General features: G+C 57.3%; 15 protein-coding genes and 1 pseudogene. 10 read left to right on the top strand and 6 right to left on the bottom strand.

Translation table 11 applies throughout. The features are described 5' to 3' along the window. Window positions 1–56 precede the first annotated feature (56 nt). The 4 genes from AC5EFR_RS17555 to AC5EFR_RS17540 all read left to right on the top strand — a co-directional run bounded on the left by AC5EFR_RS17555 (window position 57) and on the right by AC5EFR_RS17540 (window position 3,271). Window positions 57–1,127 carry a FecCD family ABC transporter permease gene (locus AC5EFR_RS17555; protein WP_493577058.1) on the top strand — a complete coding sequence of 357 codons (1,071 nt, stop codon included), beginning with the start codon at window positions 57–59 and terminating at the stop codon, window positions 1,125–1,127. Then, window positions 1,124–1,897 (top strand): ABC transporter ATP-binding protein, encoded by a 774-nt coding sequence (locus AC5EFR_RS17550; protein WP_493577057.1) that lies wholly within the window; start codon window positions 1,124–1,126, stop codon window positions 1,895–1,897. The genes AC5EFR_RS17555 and AC5EFR_RS17550 overlap by 4 nt, the downstream gene beginning before the upstream one ends. After that, a complete protein-coding gene (locus tag AC5EFR_RS17545; protein WP_493577056.1) occupies window positions 1,881–2,354 on the top strand; it encodes a pseudoazurin in 474 nt (157 codons plus the stop codon). The genes AC5EFR_RS17550 and AC5EFR_RS17545 overlap by 17 nt, the downstream gene beginning before the upstream one ends. A 236-nt stretch (window positions 2,355–2,590) precedes the next feature. Then, window positions 2,591–3,271 (top strand): hypothetical protein, encoded by a 681-nt coding sequence (locus AC5EFR_RS17540; RefSeq protein WP_493577055.1) that lies wholly within the window; start codon window positions 2,591–2,593, stop codon window positions 3,269–3,271. Here the strand turns inward: AC5EFR_RS17540 and AC5EFR_RS17535 are convergent. Next, complete coding sequence (locus AC5EFR_RS17535) at window positions 3,254–3,976, bottom strand: helix-turn-helix domain-containing protein (protein WP_493577054.1); 723 nt, start codon at window positions 3,974–3,976, stop codon at window positions 3,254–3,256. The two genes, AC5EFR_RS17540 and AC5EFR_RS17535, sit on opposite strands and share 18 nt — an antisense overlap. A gap of 115 nt (window positions 3,977–4,091) precedes the next feature. Between AC5EFR_RS17535 and AC5EFR_RS17530 the strand changes: the two genes are divergently transcribed. Further along, complete coding sequence (locus AC5EFR_RS17530) at window positions 4,092–4,346, top strand: hypothetical protein (RefSeq protein ID WP_493577066.1); 255 nt, start codon at window positions 4,092–4,094, stop codon at window positions 4,344–4,346. A 38-nt stretch (window positions 4,347–4,384) separates the two neighbouring features. Here the strand turns inward: AC5EFR_RS17530 and AC5EFR_RS17525 are convergent. Further along, window positions 4,385–4,528, bottom strand: a pseudogene (locus AC5EFR_RS17525) (hypothetical protein); the annotation flags it as partial. 205 nt (window positions 4,529–4,733) lie between these two features. Here AC5EFR_RS17525 and AC5EFR_RS17520 point away from each other — a divergent pair. From AC5EFR_RS17520 to AC5EFR_RS17510, 3 genes are all read left to right on the top strand, one after another. Then, window positions 4,734–5,543 carry an SDR family oxidoreductase gene (locus tag AC5EFR_RS17520; protein ID WP_493577053.1) on the top strand — a complete coding sequence of 270 codons (810 nt, stop codon included), beginning with the start codon at window positions 4,734–4,736 and terminating at the stop codon, window positions 5,541–5,543. A gap of 98 nt (window positions 5,544–5,641) precedes the next feature. Continuing rightward, a complete protein-coding gene (locus AC5EFR_RS17515; protein ID WP_493577052.1) occupies window positions 5,642–6,151 on the top strand; it encodes a DUF4442 domain-containing protein in 510 nt (169 codons plus the stop codon). A gap of 69 nt (window positions 6,152–6,220) precedes the next feature. After that, entirely contained in the window at window positions 6,221–7,663 is a 1,443-nt protein-coding gene (locus AC5EFR_RS17510) for a M20 family peptidase (protein WP_493577051.1), read from the top strand. Between the two features lie 15 nt (window positions 7,664–7,678). Here AC5EFR_RS17510 and AC5EFR_RS17505 read toward each other — a convergent pair whose 3' ends face one another. The 3 genes from AC5EFR_RS17505 to AC5EFR_RS17495 are packed head-to-tail and all read right to left on the bottom strand — an operon-like array spanning window position 7,679 to window position 11,052. After that, on the bottom strand, window positions 7,679–8,488 hold the full coding sequence (locus tag AC5EFR_RS17505; protein ID WP_493577050.1) for an SDR family oxidoreductase: 810 nt from the start codon (window positions 8,486–8,488) through the stop codon (window positions 7,679–7,681). Continuing rightward, entirely contained in the window at window positions 8,485–9,357 is an 873-nt protein-coding gene (locus AC5EFR_RS17500; protein ID WP_493577049.1) for a bile acid:sodium symporter family protein, read from the bottom strand. The genes AC5EFR_RS17505 and AC5EFR_RS17500 overlap by 4 nt, the downstream gene beginning before the upstream one ends. A gap of 21 nt (window positions 9,358–9,378) precedes the next feature. Beyond that, window positions 9,379–11,052, bottom strand: a complete 1,674-nt coding sequence (locus AC5EFR_RS17495; protein WP_493577048.1) for an FAD-binding dehydrogenase — start codon at window positions 11,050–11,052, stop codon at window positions 9,379–9,381. A gap of 82 nt (window positions 11,053–11,134) precedes the next feature. On the opposite strand from AC5EFR_RS17495, the gene AC5EFR_RS17490 reads away from it, so the two are divergent. Both AC5EFR_RS17490 and AC5EFR_RS17485 read left to right on the top strand, forming a co-directional pair. Continuing rightward, complete coding sequence (locus tag AC5EFR_RS17490; protein WP_493577047.1) at window positions 11,135–11,779, top strand: TetR/AcrR family transcriptional regulator; 645 nt, start codon at window positions 11,135–11,137, stop codon at window positions 11,777–11,779. 117 nt (window positions 11,780–11,896) lie between these two features. Then, window positions 11,897–12,457 (top strand): helix-turn-helix domain-containing protein, encoded by a 561-nt coding sequence (locus AC5EFR_RS17485; RefSeq protein ID WP_299929157.1) that lies wholly within the window; start codon window positions 11,897–11,899, stop codon window positions 12,455–12,457. Window positions 12,458–12,509: 52 nt separating this feature from the next. On the opposite strand, the gene AC5EFR_RS17480 is transcribed toward AC5EFR_RS17485, so the two are convergent. Continuing rightward, window positions 12,510–13,883, bottom strand: coding sequence for an L-serine ammonia-lyase (locus tag AC5EFR_RS17480; RefSeq protein WP_493577046.1), 1,374 nt, complete (start codon window positions 13,881–13,883; stop codon window positions 12,510–12,512). Window positions 13,884–13,983: the final 100 nt, after the last annotated feature.

Raw genomic sequence — 13,983 nt, 5'->3', positions numbered from 1 at the left:
TCACCCGACCTGCAGGCAGAAACCTGCAGGTCACATCCCTTTTTCAGGTTTCCAACATGACTGATCAAACAATAGCGCCAACGGCATCTGGTCTTGTCCAAGGCTACCGCAAGCGCAGCAGTCGACGGGTGCTTATGGTGCTCGGCGCATTCGTAGCGCTGGCCGCCCTGATGATCCTCGATATTATCACCGGACCGGCAAATTTGACCTTTGGACGCACGCTTCAGGTTATCTTGGACCCATCCATTGCCACGCCAAAAGAAGACGTGATCATCTGGAAATTGCGTCTGCCGGTCGCCTTGATGGCCGTGTGTGTCGGTGCGATGCTTGGTGTCGCAGGGGCCGAGATGCAGACCATTCTGAACAACCCGCTTGCGGACCCGTTCACATTGGGGTTGTCATCCGCCGCCAGTTTCGGCGCAGCGCTCGCCATCGTTCTGGGCTGGTCCATTGTCCCCGGCGTGGGCGGTTTGTTCGTGACTGTAAACGCCTTTGTGTTCGCGTTGGGCGCGTCTATGGCGCTCTATTTGTTTACCAAATTGCGCGGCGTGTCGCCCGAGGCGATGATCCTTGTCGGCATCGCGATGCTCTTCACGTTCAATGCCTTGCTGGCCTTCTTGCAATACGGTGCCTCCGAGATGCAGCTGGCGCAGCTCATTTTCTGGCAACTTGGCTCTCTGTCCCGTGCCACATGGGACAAGGTGGCGATCTGCGCGGTTGTGTTGGCGGTGCTATTGCCTTGGTTCTATAGCCGCGCTTGGGCGCTGACCGCCCTGCGTATGGGCGAAGACAAGGCCGCGGCCCTCGGCGTCAACGTCAATCTCTTGCGGGTGAGCGTCCTTGCCGGTGTGTCGGTTCTCGCAGCCGTCGCCGTCTCCTTTGTCGGGGCCATCGCCTTTGTTGGGCTTGTCGGCCCGCATATTGCCCGCATGATTGTTGGCGAAGATCAGCGCGGCTTCCTGCCGCTATCTGCCCTGTGCGGGGCTTTGATCCTGTCCGGGACGTCAATCGCGTCCAAGGCGATTACCCCCGGTATCGTCTATCCGATTGGCATGATCACCTCCCTGATTGGCATCCCGTTTTTCATTCTTTTGATCCTCGGACAACGCAAGAGGCACTGGCAATGACAGGTTTAAAAGCAGATGGTCTGAGCTTTTCCTATGGCGCCCACAAAGTGCTGAACAACGTCAGTTTCGACGCTCTGCAACCTGGAAAACTGACGGCTCTTATTGGGCCGAACGCGGCCGGTAAATCTACGCTATTTCGGGTGATTGCGGGGCTTCTCAAACCCGACGCGGGCAAAGCCTATCTGGGCGGCACCGATTTGGATAGCCTAAGCAGCCGCGCGCGCCTGAAACGCATTTGTTTCATGCCACAGTTCTTTGCCGCCAACGCGGCCCTGACGGTTTTTGACGTTGTGATGATGGCCCATAAACAGCTCAAAGGCTGGCGGGTGACAGACGATGATATGACGGCTGTTGCAAGAGCGCTTGACCATGCGGGCATTGGGCATTTGTCCGAGGCCTATATCAGCGATTTGTCCGGCGGGCAGTCCCAGATGGTTTCCGCAGCCCAGGCGCTTATTCGGCGTTCCGATGTTTACCTGTTTGACGAACCGACGTCGGCCCTGGATCTGCGCCACCAGATTTCCGTGCTTGATCACATCAAAACGGCGGTTGCCACGCGCAACGCGATTGGGATCGTGGCGCTGCATGATTTGAACCTCGCCGCTCGTTTTGCCGATCATCTTTTGCTGGTCGGACAGGGGCGCATCCTCGCACAAGGCTCGCCGAATGATGTGCTACGTTCATCAGCGATTTCAGACACCTACGGTGTCGAGATCGAGATTTCCATCGGCCCAAGAGAGGACCTTCTTGTTCATGCTTACCCGTCGTAATTTCACCCTTTCCATGGGTGCCTTTGTGAGCGCAGGAACCGCCATCGCATGCCCTGTGCCCGCGCCAGTTGGGAACGCCCACAGTGTCTTGATGCTAAACGCGGGCTGCGGTGATCCAGATACGCCCAATGTGTTTGAACCGGCCTTGCTACGCATAAATCTTGGCGACACGGTGACCTTTCTTGCCACGGATGCAGGCCACAACTCAGCCTCCAAACGCGGCATGATCCCAGACGGGGCCGAGCCGTGGAATGGTGCTGTTGATCAAGAGCTAACTGTTGAATTTAAGGTGCCCGGAATTTACGGCCACATCTGCGTGCCGCATTACGAATGGGGCATGGTCGGCGTGATTGTCGTTGGCGATGACTTGCACAATCTGAAGGCCGCCCAAAAAGTGCGCCACCCCGGCACAGCCCGCAAGACCTTTCGCAGGCTTTTGAAAGACCTCAAAGCCTGAACACTTGGGGCCGAACACTTTGGGCTGAACTCGTGCGTCACAGTCAAAATCCACAGTTTGTGGGGAAAAGATGAGCCTTGAGCGGGGGACATCTGTGCCAAATAGACCCCACCAATTGCAAGGCTTGTGCGTTCAAGACGTCATTGCGGTGTGCGCGCTGATATTTTGTAGTCCATTGCCTGATCGCTCATGTTGTTTCATACCGTTGTGGGCGAGCAATTGGAGTAAGGGTGCAAATGCAGGTCGATCTATTAAAGGCAGGTGCTAAGTATCTAACAATGCTCGGAGAAAAGGGGTTGGATATCTCTGTTCGCCAGGACTTTGACAGCATACCAGACGCCGCTCGCGCTGCGGGGCGTGACTACCAACTGCCGACCTTCCAAATTGACCGCACCGATCACACGCGTGCGTCGACCTTTTGGGTGTTTTTGAACCATGGTGATGTGAGTGTCGGCAGTGCGGCGGCCATTCGTCAGGATTTAAAAGGGGAGAATGTCGCCGACTACCTGATGCGCACCGCGCGCCATCAATACCCCAACCCGTCCGGGGCCGCCATTTCGCGTGTGTCCGAAGCTCTTTCTGATAAAATGACAGGATCGCTGGCCTATATCGGTGAGCTGGCCATCGCTCAGCAAGCCAAAGGAGATCGCGTTGCCTTGGCGTGTTTTATGCGACTGGTGCAAATCCTCGCGATTTCGGAATGGGACATTGATTGGACCTATGCCTTTATCCCGCATCGTCATTTGAACGCCAATCTGGATAAGCTGTATGGCTTTACTCAGCGGTTGCCCGCGGCACAATCTTGGGTGGAACCCGTGCCCGAAAAAAGATCAAGCACAGAGTGGTGGGTTGGGGCACCGCGCGCTGAACTTATTGAGTTTTTGCGCGCCGATGCGCGGCTAGAGAATATCCTCTGAGTAGTTGGCCAAAAGGGTTTTTCCGCCTAGGTACAAGGGCGCAATGATCCGCCGATAGCGTCGTGCAAACCGTTCGCCGGTTCGAAGTGTTTCATCCAAAAACGGATGTGACATGACAGGTTCGCCACGGTTGCAAGCCTCGATATGGGCTTGAACAAGCGCGGCATTGGTTTCAGGACTGAAACCATCAAGTGTTTGTTTTAAATGGCCTGTTTCTTCCAAATAGAAATATTTACTGGCCAAACTGGACTTGCCGATTTGGAGCGGTTGAATTTGGTTGGCATCCGTCGGTGGGCGGGAAAAAAGATCAACCCGATGAGCGATTTGGTCAAAGTTTTCAAGCCGTCCTGCGTTTGTGACCCACCAATTGAGAAAGCTTTCCAACGTCACTTTGTCACCAGCTTTGGCCGATAAAATACCTGCGCGGTGAAAGGCCGAGTCCGCGTTTTCCGACAAGGCAGAGGTGATGCTGTCTGAATTTTTTGGGCGTTCGATTTCGATGACCGGGGTCTTGGCTGAAAAGTAGCTGAAGGGGATGTCAAATGCCGAGGAAATTGTGTCCAACGTTGTCGCTGACACGTCTCGTTCATTTTTCAACATTGATCTGAAAGTTGTGTATTTTATGCCGCACATCTGCGCGGCTTGACGTGTCGACAGCCCACGTTGGCGATAGATTTTCTCAATTTTATCGTGGATTTGGGTCATGGGTGTTCAACATTTTGCACAGGGCTGGTCAATCTATTGCATCTTGGGGCGATGCTGGCAACAGTCTCCCGTAGGTTGAACGCAATGATCAGTTGCGAAGTATGGGAGGTGGGATGTGAAAGAGGAGTATGGGGCAGGGGAGCCAGTGGTTTCTGACGTGCAGAGGGCACAAGACCCCGTAACCAAAGTATATTTCGAAACGATTCTGGATCGCCGGTTGGATCGTATGGTGAAAATCGCCGATCACCTTGGGCTGTCTTTGGATGACGTTGTGAGTGCGATCGGAGTGGAGGACAACAAAATCTTTCTGGACGTGTCTGAAAGCCCATCAAGCCTGCCACGGTATATGGCGTCCAAGGTCAAGCCATAGATGTCGCATAGGGTGACCGCCGCCTCGACTGGAATCCTGCGCACACCGGTTTCCCAATTGTTGTACTGGGTTTGGTGAAATCCATTTCTCGCGGCCCAATCCTTTTGCGAAAGGGCGGAAAACCCCAAACGGATTGCCGCCAACCGAATGCCGATTTCTTTATAATGAGTTTTTTGTTGCATGAGCGCTGATACACATTTTGTGGATAATTTTGCAAGGCGTTTTGAAACGGCGTATTTGTGTGATGTAAGGTGGTGACATCTCGATCTTGCGCTGTTGAATTTGGACCAATTTTTGTGTTCGCCTGTAACGCTGCGTTTTGCGGGCTTGCTCTTGATCGTGGTGGCCCATGCAGGCTTAAATCGGACCTAGGCGATGGGGGGCAGTATGGCGAAACGGGTTTTTATCACCGGCGGGGCGGGCGGCTTGGGTCGTGCCTTGGCAAGCCAACTGGCACAATCTGGGGCGCGGGTGCTGATCGGTGACATCGACGATACCGCCGCCCAAGCCACCGCGACCGAGATTGGTGCAACTGCAATCCGCTGTGATGTCACCTCAGAGGGGGATTTCTCCACTGTTGCCAATTGGTTGCAAGACAATTGGGGCGGTGTCGATCTGGTCATCAACAATGCAGGTGTCGCGCAGATGGGGGCGCTTGATCAAACCCCGATCGACGATTGGCATTGGATTTTCAACATCAACACCCTTGGTCCGGTGCGCGCCGCGCAGGCGCTTGGCCCGTTGATGCCGCCGGGCAGTCAGATGCTCAATATCGCGTCGATGGCGGCGATGCTCTACCTGCCCAATTCCGCCGCCTACAACGCTTCCAAATCGGCGCTTTTGGCGATTTCTGAGACCTTGATGCTCGAATGGGAGCCGCGCGGCATATCTATCCACGTTGCTTGCCCGTCGTTCTTTCGCACCGATCTGGCCCGTAATATGCGCGCCACCGATGACACCACCCGCGCCGCAACCACCCGTATGGTTGAACGGGCCCGCGTTGGCGCGGACGAGGTCGCCGCCACCATTCTTGTGGGGCTAGCGGCGGGTGACCCGCATATCCTAACCCACAGGTCGGCGCGCAAAAGCTGGCTTTTGAAGCGCTATCTACCGTTTTCGATGTACATGTCGATGATGCGCAAAGAGCTGGCCAAACTGAATGCGCGGCTCAAGACCCCCTCGAAAACAAAGAGTTAAAGTGACGCCACGAAACGCCCCGCTTTGCGCCGCGTCGTGATTGGCGCGGGCGGCAAGCTGACGTAATCCATGTGCAACGTAAAGCGCAGGGACCAAGCATGCCGACCACTCTAGAATTGCCGAAAAATCAGCTCAACGGCGTGCTCGCCCGTATTGCTTTCTTGCCCGAACAGCTGCGCTTGCGCGCCTTTGACTTTATTTTTGGTCGCCTGATCCGCGCCTTTGCCACCGTCGGCATTCGCACCCGCGTGTTGGATCCGACCCGCGTCGAGATGACCCTGAAAAACCGCCGAAAATTCCGCAATCATGTTGGCGGGATTCATGGCGTCGTTTGCCAAATGCCCGGTGAATTTGCCGCTGGTATCCTGCTTGCCCATTGGGTGCCAAAGGGGGCGGTGGTTGTGGTGCGCAGCATGACGGCCGAGCTTCACAAACCGATCCGCGGCGACATTCGCGCGGTTGCAACCCTCCCCGAAGAACAGCTCCGCTCAGCGATGGAACAAGAGAAAGGCGAGGTCACTGTGTCGATCGAGCTCACCGATAGCAGCGGTGAACACCCCATCGCCACCGATATCACCATGGCGTGGTTCCCCAAAAACCGCGACTGACGCGAGGTCTTGCTGGCACCTTTGGGCGATCTTTTTAAGCTGAGAAAAACAGATGTCTTTGGGGGGAACATGCGCAAAATCTTGATGGGGGCCGGGGCCGGTTTGGCACTTTTGACCGGGGTGATCGGTTACAATACGTGGCAGTTCACGCCGCAAGCATCGCAAAGCGCCGCGCCCTATGTCCTTGGGGCCGATATTGACGCCGCCGCCCAGTCGCTCTCCAAGGCGGTGCAATTTAAGACCATCGCCAATGGCAGCCATCAAGAGGAATTTGATGGGTTTCTGGCGCTTCTGAAATCCGAATTTCCGCTTATCGCCAATAAGTTGACGCTTGAGCCCCTTGCCAATAACTCCCAGCTTTATAAGTGGCAGGGCACCGATCCTTCCCTCGCGCCGGTGCTCTTGGCGGCGCATTCCGACGTGGTGCCGATCTCTTTTGGCTCGCTTGATCGTTGGAGCTATACGCCCTTTTCCGGCGAAATTGCCGATGGCTATGTCTGGGGGCGTGGTACGCTGGATGATAAGGGCGCGCTGATTGCCATCATGGCCACGGTCGAACATCTTTTGGCCACTGGCTTTACCCCCAAGCGCACCGTTTACCTGTCCTTTGGCGGCGATGAGGAAATCGGCGGCGAGGGGGCCTTGGCGGTGGCCAACCACCTGATAGCACAGGGTATCACATTGGACTGGGCGCTGGACGAAGGCTCCTTTGTCCTCCAAGATGTGATCCCCGGTCTCGACGTTCCGGTGGCAAGCATCAACCTCGCCGAAAAGGGCTATGTCACGGTTAAACTCGTGGCGCGCTCGCCCGGTGGGCATTCGGCCTTGCCGCCTCGTGTCACCGCCGTTGGCCGCATTGCGCGGGCGGTGGATGCGCTGCAAACCACGCCGGTTCCCGGTGGGCTGAGCGATGTTTCGGGCGCGTTTTTTGACAATCTGGGCCGTCATTTCAGCCTCGAAAAACGTGTGCTGTTTGCCAATTCATGGCTGTTTTCACCGCTTCTGAACGTGGTCTTGTCGGACGCCGCCACCACCAACGCCATGCTGCGCACCACCACCGCGCCAACGATGTTGGCCGGTTCAAACAAGGAAAACGTGCTCGCCGCCGAAGCCTCGGCCGTGATCAATTTCCGCATTCACCCGCGCGACACCATCGACAGTATCATCGCCCATGTGACCGAAACCATCGACGACCCCGAGGTCGAGATTGTTGTCGATCGCCAGTTTTCGTCAAACCCCTCGCCGGTCGCCGATGAGGCCAGCGCAGGCTATACGCAAATTCAAACCGCGATCACCCAAGCCTTTGGCCCACTTGCCACCGTGCCCGGTCTGACCATCGCCGCAACCGATGCGCGCCACTATGCGTTGGCGGCGAAAAACGCCTTTCGGATCAATCCGTTCAAGGTCACCAATGATGATATCGCCCGGTTTCACGGCATCGACGAACGCCTGTCGATTGAAAACCTTGAGGCGGGGATGAATTTCTATGGGGCCCTGCTGAGCAAGCAATAAGACCGGCCAAAGGCATCACGGGCGGAAACCGTCCTTGATCTCTTTCATCGCCATCCGATCGACCACACCCGGAGCGATCAGGCGCAGCCACCGCCCCAAACGGGCCTTGCGCGTCATCACAACCTCGCGCTTGTTGCGCGTCATGCCCGCGAGGATCAGGCGCGCGCAGGTCTCGACCGGCATGGCTTTGTCCTCTTTGAGCATCGACACACCCGGTGCTTTGCCGCCCTGCGCGAACCCCTGTTTGCGAATATTGGTGTCGACGGTGCCGGGATAAGCCAAGGTCACGCGCAAGCCCTTGTGGCCAAGTTCGGCGCGTAGGGCCTCCAGAAATCCGTTCATGGCAAATTTGGTGCTACAATAGGCGGTGCGGCCGGGCACCCCAATCAAACCCGCCAGCGAACTCACCCCAACCACTTGTCCTTTGCTGGCCAGCAAATGGGGCAGGGCGGCCTTGGTTAGCCAGACCACTGACCAGTAATTGACAACCATCAGGCGCTCGTACCATGCAAGATCATCGTCCTTGATGGTCTCAAAATTGGCATGGGCGGACATGCCGGCATTGTTGATCAACACATCAATGCGCCCAAGCCGCGCCACGGTTTCATCGATCAAATGGCGGCAGGCAGCGCGATCCGTTACATCGGTCGGAATGATCTCCACGCGTGTCCCCTTCGCGCGCATCTCCGCTGCAACAGATTCAAGCGCCGCCCGCCGCCGCGCCGCCAGAACAACAACCACGCGCCCCTCGTCACGGGTTGCGATCTGGCGGGCAAGCTCGGCCCCAATCCCTTCGGAGGCCCCGGTGAGAATGATAACCTTCATTGCGCCTTGTCTTTGCGCGTTAACCAAAGCCCGAACAGCACCGCCGTGACATACATCGAAACGGAATAAAGCGCGGCGGGCAGGGCGATTTGGAAGTTCCCAAGCACCGAAAGCGCGATATAGAGCGCGAGGGTCGAGTTATGGATGCCAATCTCAAAGCTGATGGCGCGGGCGGAGCCTTCGTCCAATCCGCGCATCCGCGAAATGTGATAGCCCGCCAAGAGGCTCACCAAGTTAAAGGCAATGACTGCCGGGCCAAGCGTGGCTAAACTCTCGGCCAAAGCCTGACGTTCGGAGACAATCGCGATCAAGGCGAACCCGGCCAGCACCAGCGCAGAAAAAACCTTGAAAGGTTTTTGGGCGCGCGTGGCGAGGGCGGGGGCAAACCGACGGATTGCCATGCCAATCGAGACCGGCACCAAGACCACCGCAACCACCTGAGCGACCTTGCCAAATTGCAGTGGTACCACCGCGCCATCCGATCCTTCGGGCGCGAAAATCGCGATGGCGATGTTGGAGATCAACGGCAGGGTGACAATCGCCAACACCGTGTTGATGGCGGTTAGCGAGATGTTCATCGCCACTTTTCCACCGTATAAGTGACTGAAAAGGTTCGCGGTTACGCCACCGGGCGAGGCCGCCAAGATCATCATCCCCACCGCAAAGGCCGCCGGAAGGGCAAAGCCGTAGACGATCAACAAACACGCGATCGGCAATAGGATGACTTGCAAGACCAGCGCCAAAATCACCGCGCCTTTGTGTTGGGTCACACGGGCAAAATCCCGCAGGGTCAGTTCCAACCCAAGGCCCAACATCACCAAGGCCAAAGCGACCAGTAGCACGTCTGGTAAAATGCTCATGATATCCATGGTTTCGTCTCCCTGACCTCGTTAACCCGTCACATCGGCGGCAACGGCGCGCCCGGCTTGACGCCCCGAAAAGATACAGCCGCCCAAAAACGTTCCTTCAAGCGCGCGATAGCCGTGATAGCCGCCGCCGCCAAATCCCGAGACTTCGCCCGCCGCATAAAGCCCCGGCATCACTTCGGCACCGCGTCCCTCAGCACGGCGGAAACAACGTCCACCCAGATCGGTTTCGATCCCGCCAAGGGTTTTGCGTGTCAGGATGTTGAGCTTGACCGCAATCAACGGCCCGTGTTTCGGGTCCAAAATCTTATGCGGTTTCGCGGTACGGATCAGCTTGTCACCGATGTAATTCCGAAAGGTCCGAAGCCCCATAACTTGCTGATCTTTTGTGAACTTATTGTCGATCTGGCGATCTCTGTCCGCGATCTGACGGCGTAGGTCATCGACCTGCAACATGTCATTCCCGGCAATGCCATTCATCTTGCCAACCAAGTCGTCCAACGTCTCCGCCACGGCGAAATCTGCGCCATGTTCCTTGAACGCCTCAACTGGACCGGTGGCTTTGGGGCCAAAGGCACGCCCGAGTACCATTTTCCAATCCCGCCCCGTAAGATCGGGGTTTTGCTCTGATCCGCTAAGCGCGAATTCCTTTTTGATGATGCTCTGGGTGAGCACAAACCACGTATAATCATACCCGGTTTCCATGATGTCGTGCAGAGCGCCCAAACTATCGTATCCGGGATAATTCGGTGCTTTCATACGCTTGCCCGTCGCGTCAAACCACATCGAACTTGGCCCCGGCAAAATGCGAATGGCGTGGTCGGGCCAAATCGGATTCCAATTGCGCACCCCTTCGACGTAATGCCACATGCGGTCCTTGTTGATGGTGTTGGCCCCGGCCTGCTCCGAAATACCGATCATACGACCGTCGACATGGGCGGGCACCCCTTTGATCATATGTTCAGGCGCTTTGCCGAGGCGCTTGGGCCAACTCGCCCTGACCAGATCAAGGTTGCCGCCAATCCCGCCTGAACAGACAATCACCGCCCCGGCGCGCATCTCAAAGGTCCCGGTCACATCGCGGTTGCTCGGGGCTCCGCGTGGCGCATCATCCTCGGCTAGACGGGATCCGATCACCCCAACGCATGACCCGTTTTCAACAATTAGATCATCCACTTGGTGGCGAAACTTAAAGGTAATCTTACCCTCGGCCACCATGGCCCGCGCGCGCTTTTCAAACACCTCAACAACACCGGGACCGGTGCCCCAAGTGATGTGAAACCGTGGCACCGAATTGCCATGGCTCGAGGCATCAATGCCACCGCGCTCCGCCCAGCCAACAATCGGAAACAGCTTGAGCCCCAAACCGCGCAGCCAGTCCCGCTTTTCTCCGGCGGCAAATTCCACATAGGCCCGCGCCCATTTTTGCGGCCAATAATCCTCATCGCGATCAAACCCGGCGCTGCCCTGCCAATCGGCCCAGGCCAGATCAAAACTGTCTTTCACCCCCAACCGACGCTGCTCAGGGGTATCAACCATGTACAATCCGCCAAGGCTCCAAAACGCCTGACCGCCAAGGTTGGCCTCGCTTTCTTGGTCAAGGACAAGAACCCGCAACCCGGCCGCCGCCGCTTCGGTTGCGGCGACAAGCCCGGCCAATCCGGCCCCAATGACAATGGCGTCCGCCTCTTGCTTCATCTATCCCCCGCCTAAAGCGCAAAACCTGCATGCAATTCCGTATTCGATACACTATTGTATCGAAATCAAAGTGAGGCAACGGATGAATCTTTCCCGACGCGACGTCATCTCGAATCCCGACGGCGACCCGGCCCGCCAACGCCGCCCCAAGCGTGACGAAGTGCGTGATCGGTTGATCGACGGCGCGGCGCTGGCCTTTGCCGAAAAGGGCTTTGCCGGGGCCTCTATTGATCTGATCTGCAAAAAGGCCGGGTTTTCGCGCGGGGCGTTTTATTCGAATTTCGACGACAAAGATGCGCTGTTCTTTGCGCTTTATGACCGGCGAACCGATCGGCTCTGGGCGCGCATGTCAGAGATCGCGCAAACCGCGCAAAACGCCTCTGATCCACTGGCCAAATTGACCGAGCTTTTGGCACGACCTGACGCGGATGAGTTGCGCTGGGACATCCTCAACAAAGAGTTCATCATCCACGCCTTGCGCAACCCAGAGGCGCGGGCGCAATTGTTGGCATCGCGCACCGAAAGCCGCGCGCGGCTGGCGCAAATCCTCACCGGCTTGCGCCCGGATTTGATCGATGATCCTGCAAAACTTGACCGTCTTTGCCGGTTTATCATCGCTCTCCACGAGGGTGAATTGACCCAAATTGGTCTGGATTCGTCTTTGGCGGATACGCCCTCACTGCTCTCCGAATTCATCCCCGTCGTCCTTGCTGCGTCAAAGCAGTAAGGCTGGGGCATCAAAACGCCGCGCTGTTTCTGCGTGCGAAATTCTAGGCTTACCTTGCGTTTCCTTGGTATTTGGTTTCTAGTCCCTTAGACGGGATAGATTCCCGGGGGGATAGTAATGAAGAGCGACCTCACCGTCAGGCTCGCAGACCGGCTGTCACGGTTGCGCGCCGACAAGGGTTGGACCTTGGACCAGTTAGCGGGCGCAAGTGGCGTCAGTCGTGCCGCCTTGTCGCGGCTTGAAAATGCCGAAGTCAGCCCATCTGCCGATGTGCTGGATAAACTTGCGGCCGCCCATAGCATGAGCCTGTCACGCCTGCTCGCGATGACCGAGGCCAGCTTTCCAGCCCATATTGAACGCGATGACCAAGCCATCTGGCGCGATGGCGACACGGGGTATGCCCGCCGTATCGTGTCCCCCGGTGCCGCCGCCTTGGCCGGTGAAATCGAAGAATGTCGTCTTCCGCCCGGTAGCGAAATCACCCAAGACGGTGATGACCTCGAAGGGCAAGAGGTCCATCTCATTGTGATTTCGGGCTATATGCACGCCGATCAGGGCAACAACACCTATAGTTTGGGTCCGGGCGACGCCCTGCGCTTTCGTCAAGCGGGGGCTTTGCGCCTTGTCACGGCCAAAGGGCAGGGGTGCAAATTCATGATCTGCCGCTTGTCGGGCTAATCCAAACCGGTTTTCCGCCCGCCGCAGGCGCAACACCGGTGCCGCAGGTACCTCAACAGTTTGGCACATTCACCGCCAAACCGCCCAACGACGTCTCTTTGTATTTCTCATGCATGTCATGCCCGGTCTGGCGCATGGTTTCGATCACCGCATCCAAGGGCACCAAATGGTCACCGTCCCCACGCAAGGCAAGGGATGCCGCCGAGACCGCTTTGATCGCGCCCAACCCATTGCGTTCGATACAAGGCACCTGCACCAACCCTTTCACCGGGTCACAGGTCATGCCCAAATGATGCTCCAGCGCAATTTCCGCTGCATTCTCAACCTGCTTGGCGCTGCCCCCCATCACCGCACAAAGCCCCGCCGCCGCCATGGCTGATGCGCTGCCGACTTCGGCCTGACATCCGGCCTCGGCCCCCGAAATCGAGGCGTTGTATTTCACCAAGCCGCCAATCGCCGCCGCCGTGAGCAAGAATTCCGGCACCTTGAACCCAACCGCGCCGGGCACAAAATCAAGCCAATAGCGAATGACCGCGGGCACAACCCCCGCTGCGCCGTTGGTCGGCGCCGTCACAACCTGACCACCGGCGGCGTTTTCCTCATTGACCGCCATGGCATAGGTGCTCATCCAATCATTGATCGTATGCGGGGCGGTCAAATTCATGCCACGCTCGGCCTCAAGCTGGGCCAAAATCCCCGGCGCGCGGCGTTTGACATTCAAGCCACCGGGCAAAATCCCCTCACGCTCCAACCCACGATCAATACAGGCGTTCATCACCTCCCAAATCCGCGCGACGCCCTTGTCTAAACTCTCCGAACAGCCGCGCGAAATCTCATTGGCGCGTTTCATCTCGGCAATCGTTTTGCCAGACGCCGCCGCCATGTCGAGCATCTCCGCTCCGCTCTGAAACGGGTAGGGGACCGGCGTGCCGTGATCGACATCCTCGCCCGAGGCAAGCTCGGCTTCGGTCAATACAAAACCGCCACCAATCGAATAATAGGTCTCTTGCAAGATGACATCACCCTGCGCATCCGTCGCCATCAAGATCATACCATTGGCATGACCAGACAGGGCCGGGCCAAAATCAAAGACCAGATCAACCTTAGGATCAAACCGTAACGGCTCCAATCCCTCGGGCGTGACCTGTCCACTGTCCCGTATCGCCGCCAAAGCCGCCTCGGCCTTGTCAAAATCGTAATCCGCCGGGGCAAACCCGGCCAATCCCAACACCGTGGCGCGATCGGTGGCATGGCCAACCCCGGTAAAGGCCAATGATCCGTGCAAGGATGCCCGCAACCCATGCGCCCGAAATGGCGCGGCGCGCAGAGCGTCCAAAAACAGCGCCCCGGCCACCATTGGCCCCATGGTATGGGACGAAGACGGCCCGACGCCGACCTTGAACATATCAAAAACCGAAAGAAACATGCGCGCTCCAAGGTGTCGAGTGAGTGTGTGTGTCAGTGTGCTTTGCGAGGGTTTGTTTCCTATAGTAAACTTTTCTCCTATTGGAAACTCCCCTGTTTGG

Source organism: Pelagimonas sp., from assembly GCF_058892305.1.
This window is presented reverse-complemented; position numbering and strand designations above follow the sequence as displayed.

What these genes read in the sequence shown, in the direction of transcription:
- AC5EFR_RS17480 (WP_493577046.1), bottom strand. Translation starts at nt 13,883, where the DNA reads ATGTTTCTTTCGGTTTTTGATATGTTCAAGGTCGGCGTCGGGCCGTCT.
- AC5EFR_RS17535 (WP_493577054.1), bottom strand. Translation starts at nt 3,976, where the DNA reads ATGACCCAAATCCACGATAAAATTGAGAAAATCTATCGCCAACGTGGG.
- AC5EFR_RS17550 (WP_493577057.1), top strand. Translation starts at nt 1,124, where the DNA reads ATGACAGGTTTAAAAGCAGATGGTCTGAGCTTTTCCTATGGCGCCCAC.
- AC5EFR_RS17520 (WP_493577053.1), top strand. Translation starts at nt 4,734, where the DNA reads ATGGCGAAACGGGTTTTTATCACCGGCGGGGCGGGCGGCTTGGGTCGT.
- AC5EFR_RS17485 (WP_299929157.1), top strand. Translation starts at nt 11,897, where the DNA reads ATGAAGAGCGACCTCACCGTCAGGCTCGCAGACCGGCTGTCACGGTTG.
- AC5EFR_RS17545 (WP_493577056.1), top strand. Translation starts at nt 1,881, where the DNA reads ATGCTTACCCGTCGTAATTTCACCCTTTCCATGGGTGCCTTTGTGAGC.
- AC5EFR_RS17505 (WP_493577050.1), bottom strand. Translation starts at nt 8,488, where the DNA reads ATGAAGGTTATCATTCTCACCGGGGCCTCCGAAGGGATTGGGGCCGAG.
- AC5EFR_RS17510 (WP_493577051.1), top strand. Translation starts at nt 6,221, where the DNA reads ATGCGCAAAATCTTGATGGGGGCCGGGGCCGGTTTGGCACTTTTGACC.
- AC5EFR_RS17515 (WP_493577052.1), top strand. Translation starts at nt 5,642, where the DNA reads ATGCCGACCACTCTAGAATTGCCGAAAAATCAGCTCAACGGCGTGCTC.
- AC5EFR_RS17490 (WP_493577047.1), top strand. Translation starts at nt 11,135, where the DNA reads ATGAATCTTTCCCGACGCGACGTCATCTCGAATCCCGACGGCGACCCG.
- AC5EFR_RS17495 (WP_493577048.1), bottom strand. Translation starts at nt 11,052, where the DNA reads ATGAAGCAAGAGGCGGACGCCATTGTCATTGGGGCCGGATTGGCCGGG.
- AC5EFR_RS17540 (WP_493577055.1), top strand. Translation starts at nt 2,591, where the DNA reads ATGCAGGTCGATCTATTAAAGGCAGGTGCTAAGTATCTAACAATGCTC.
- AC5EFR_RS17500 (WP_493577049.1), bottom strand. Translation starts at nt 9,357, where the DNA reads ATGGATATCATGAGCATTTTACCAGACGTGCTACTGGTCGCTTTGGCC.
- AC5EFR_RS17555 (WP_493577058.1), top strand. Translation starts at nt 57, where the DNA reads ATGACTGATCAAACAATAGCGCCAACGGCATCTGGTCTTGTCCAAGGC.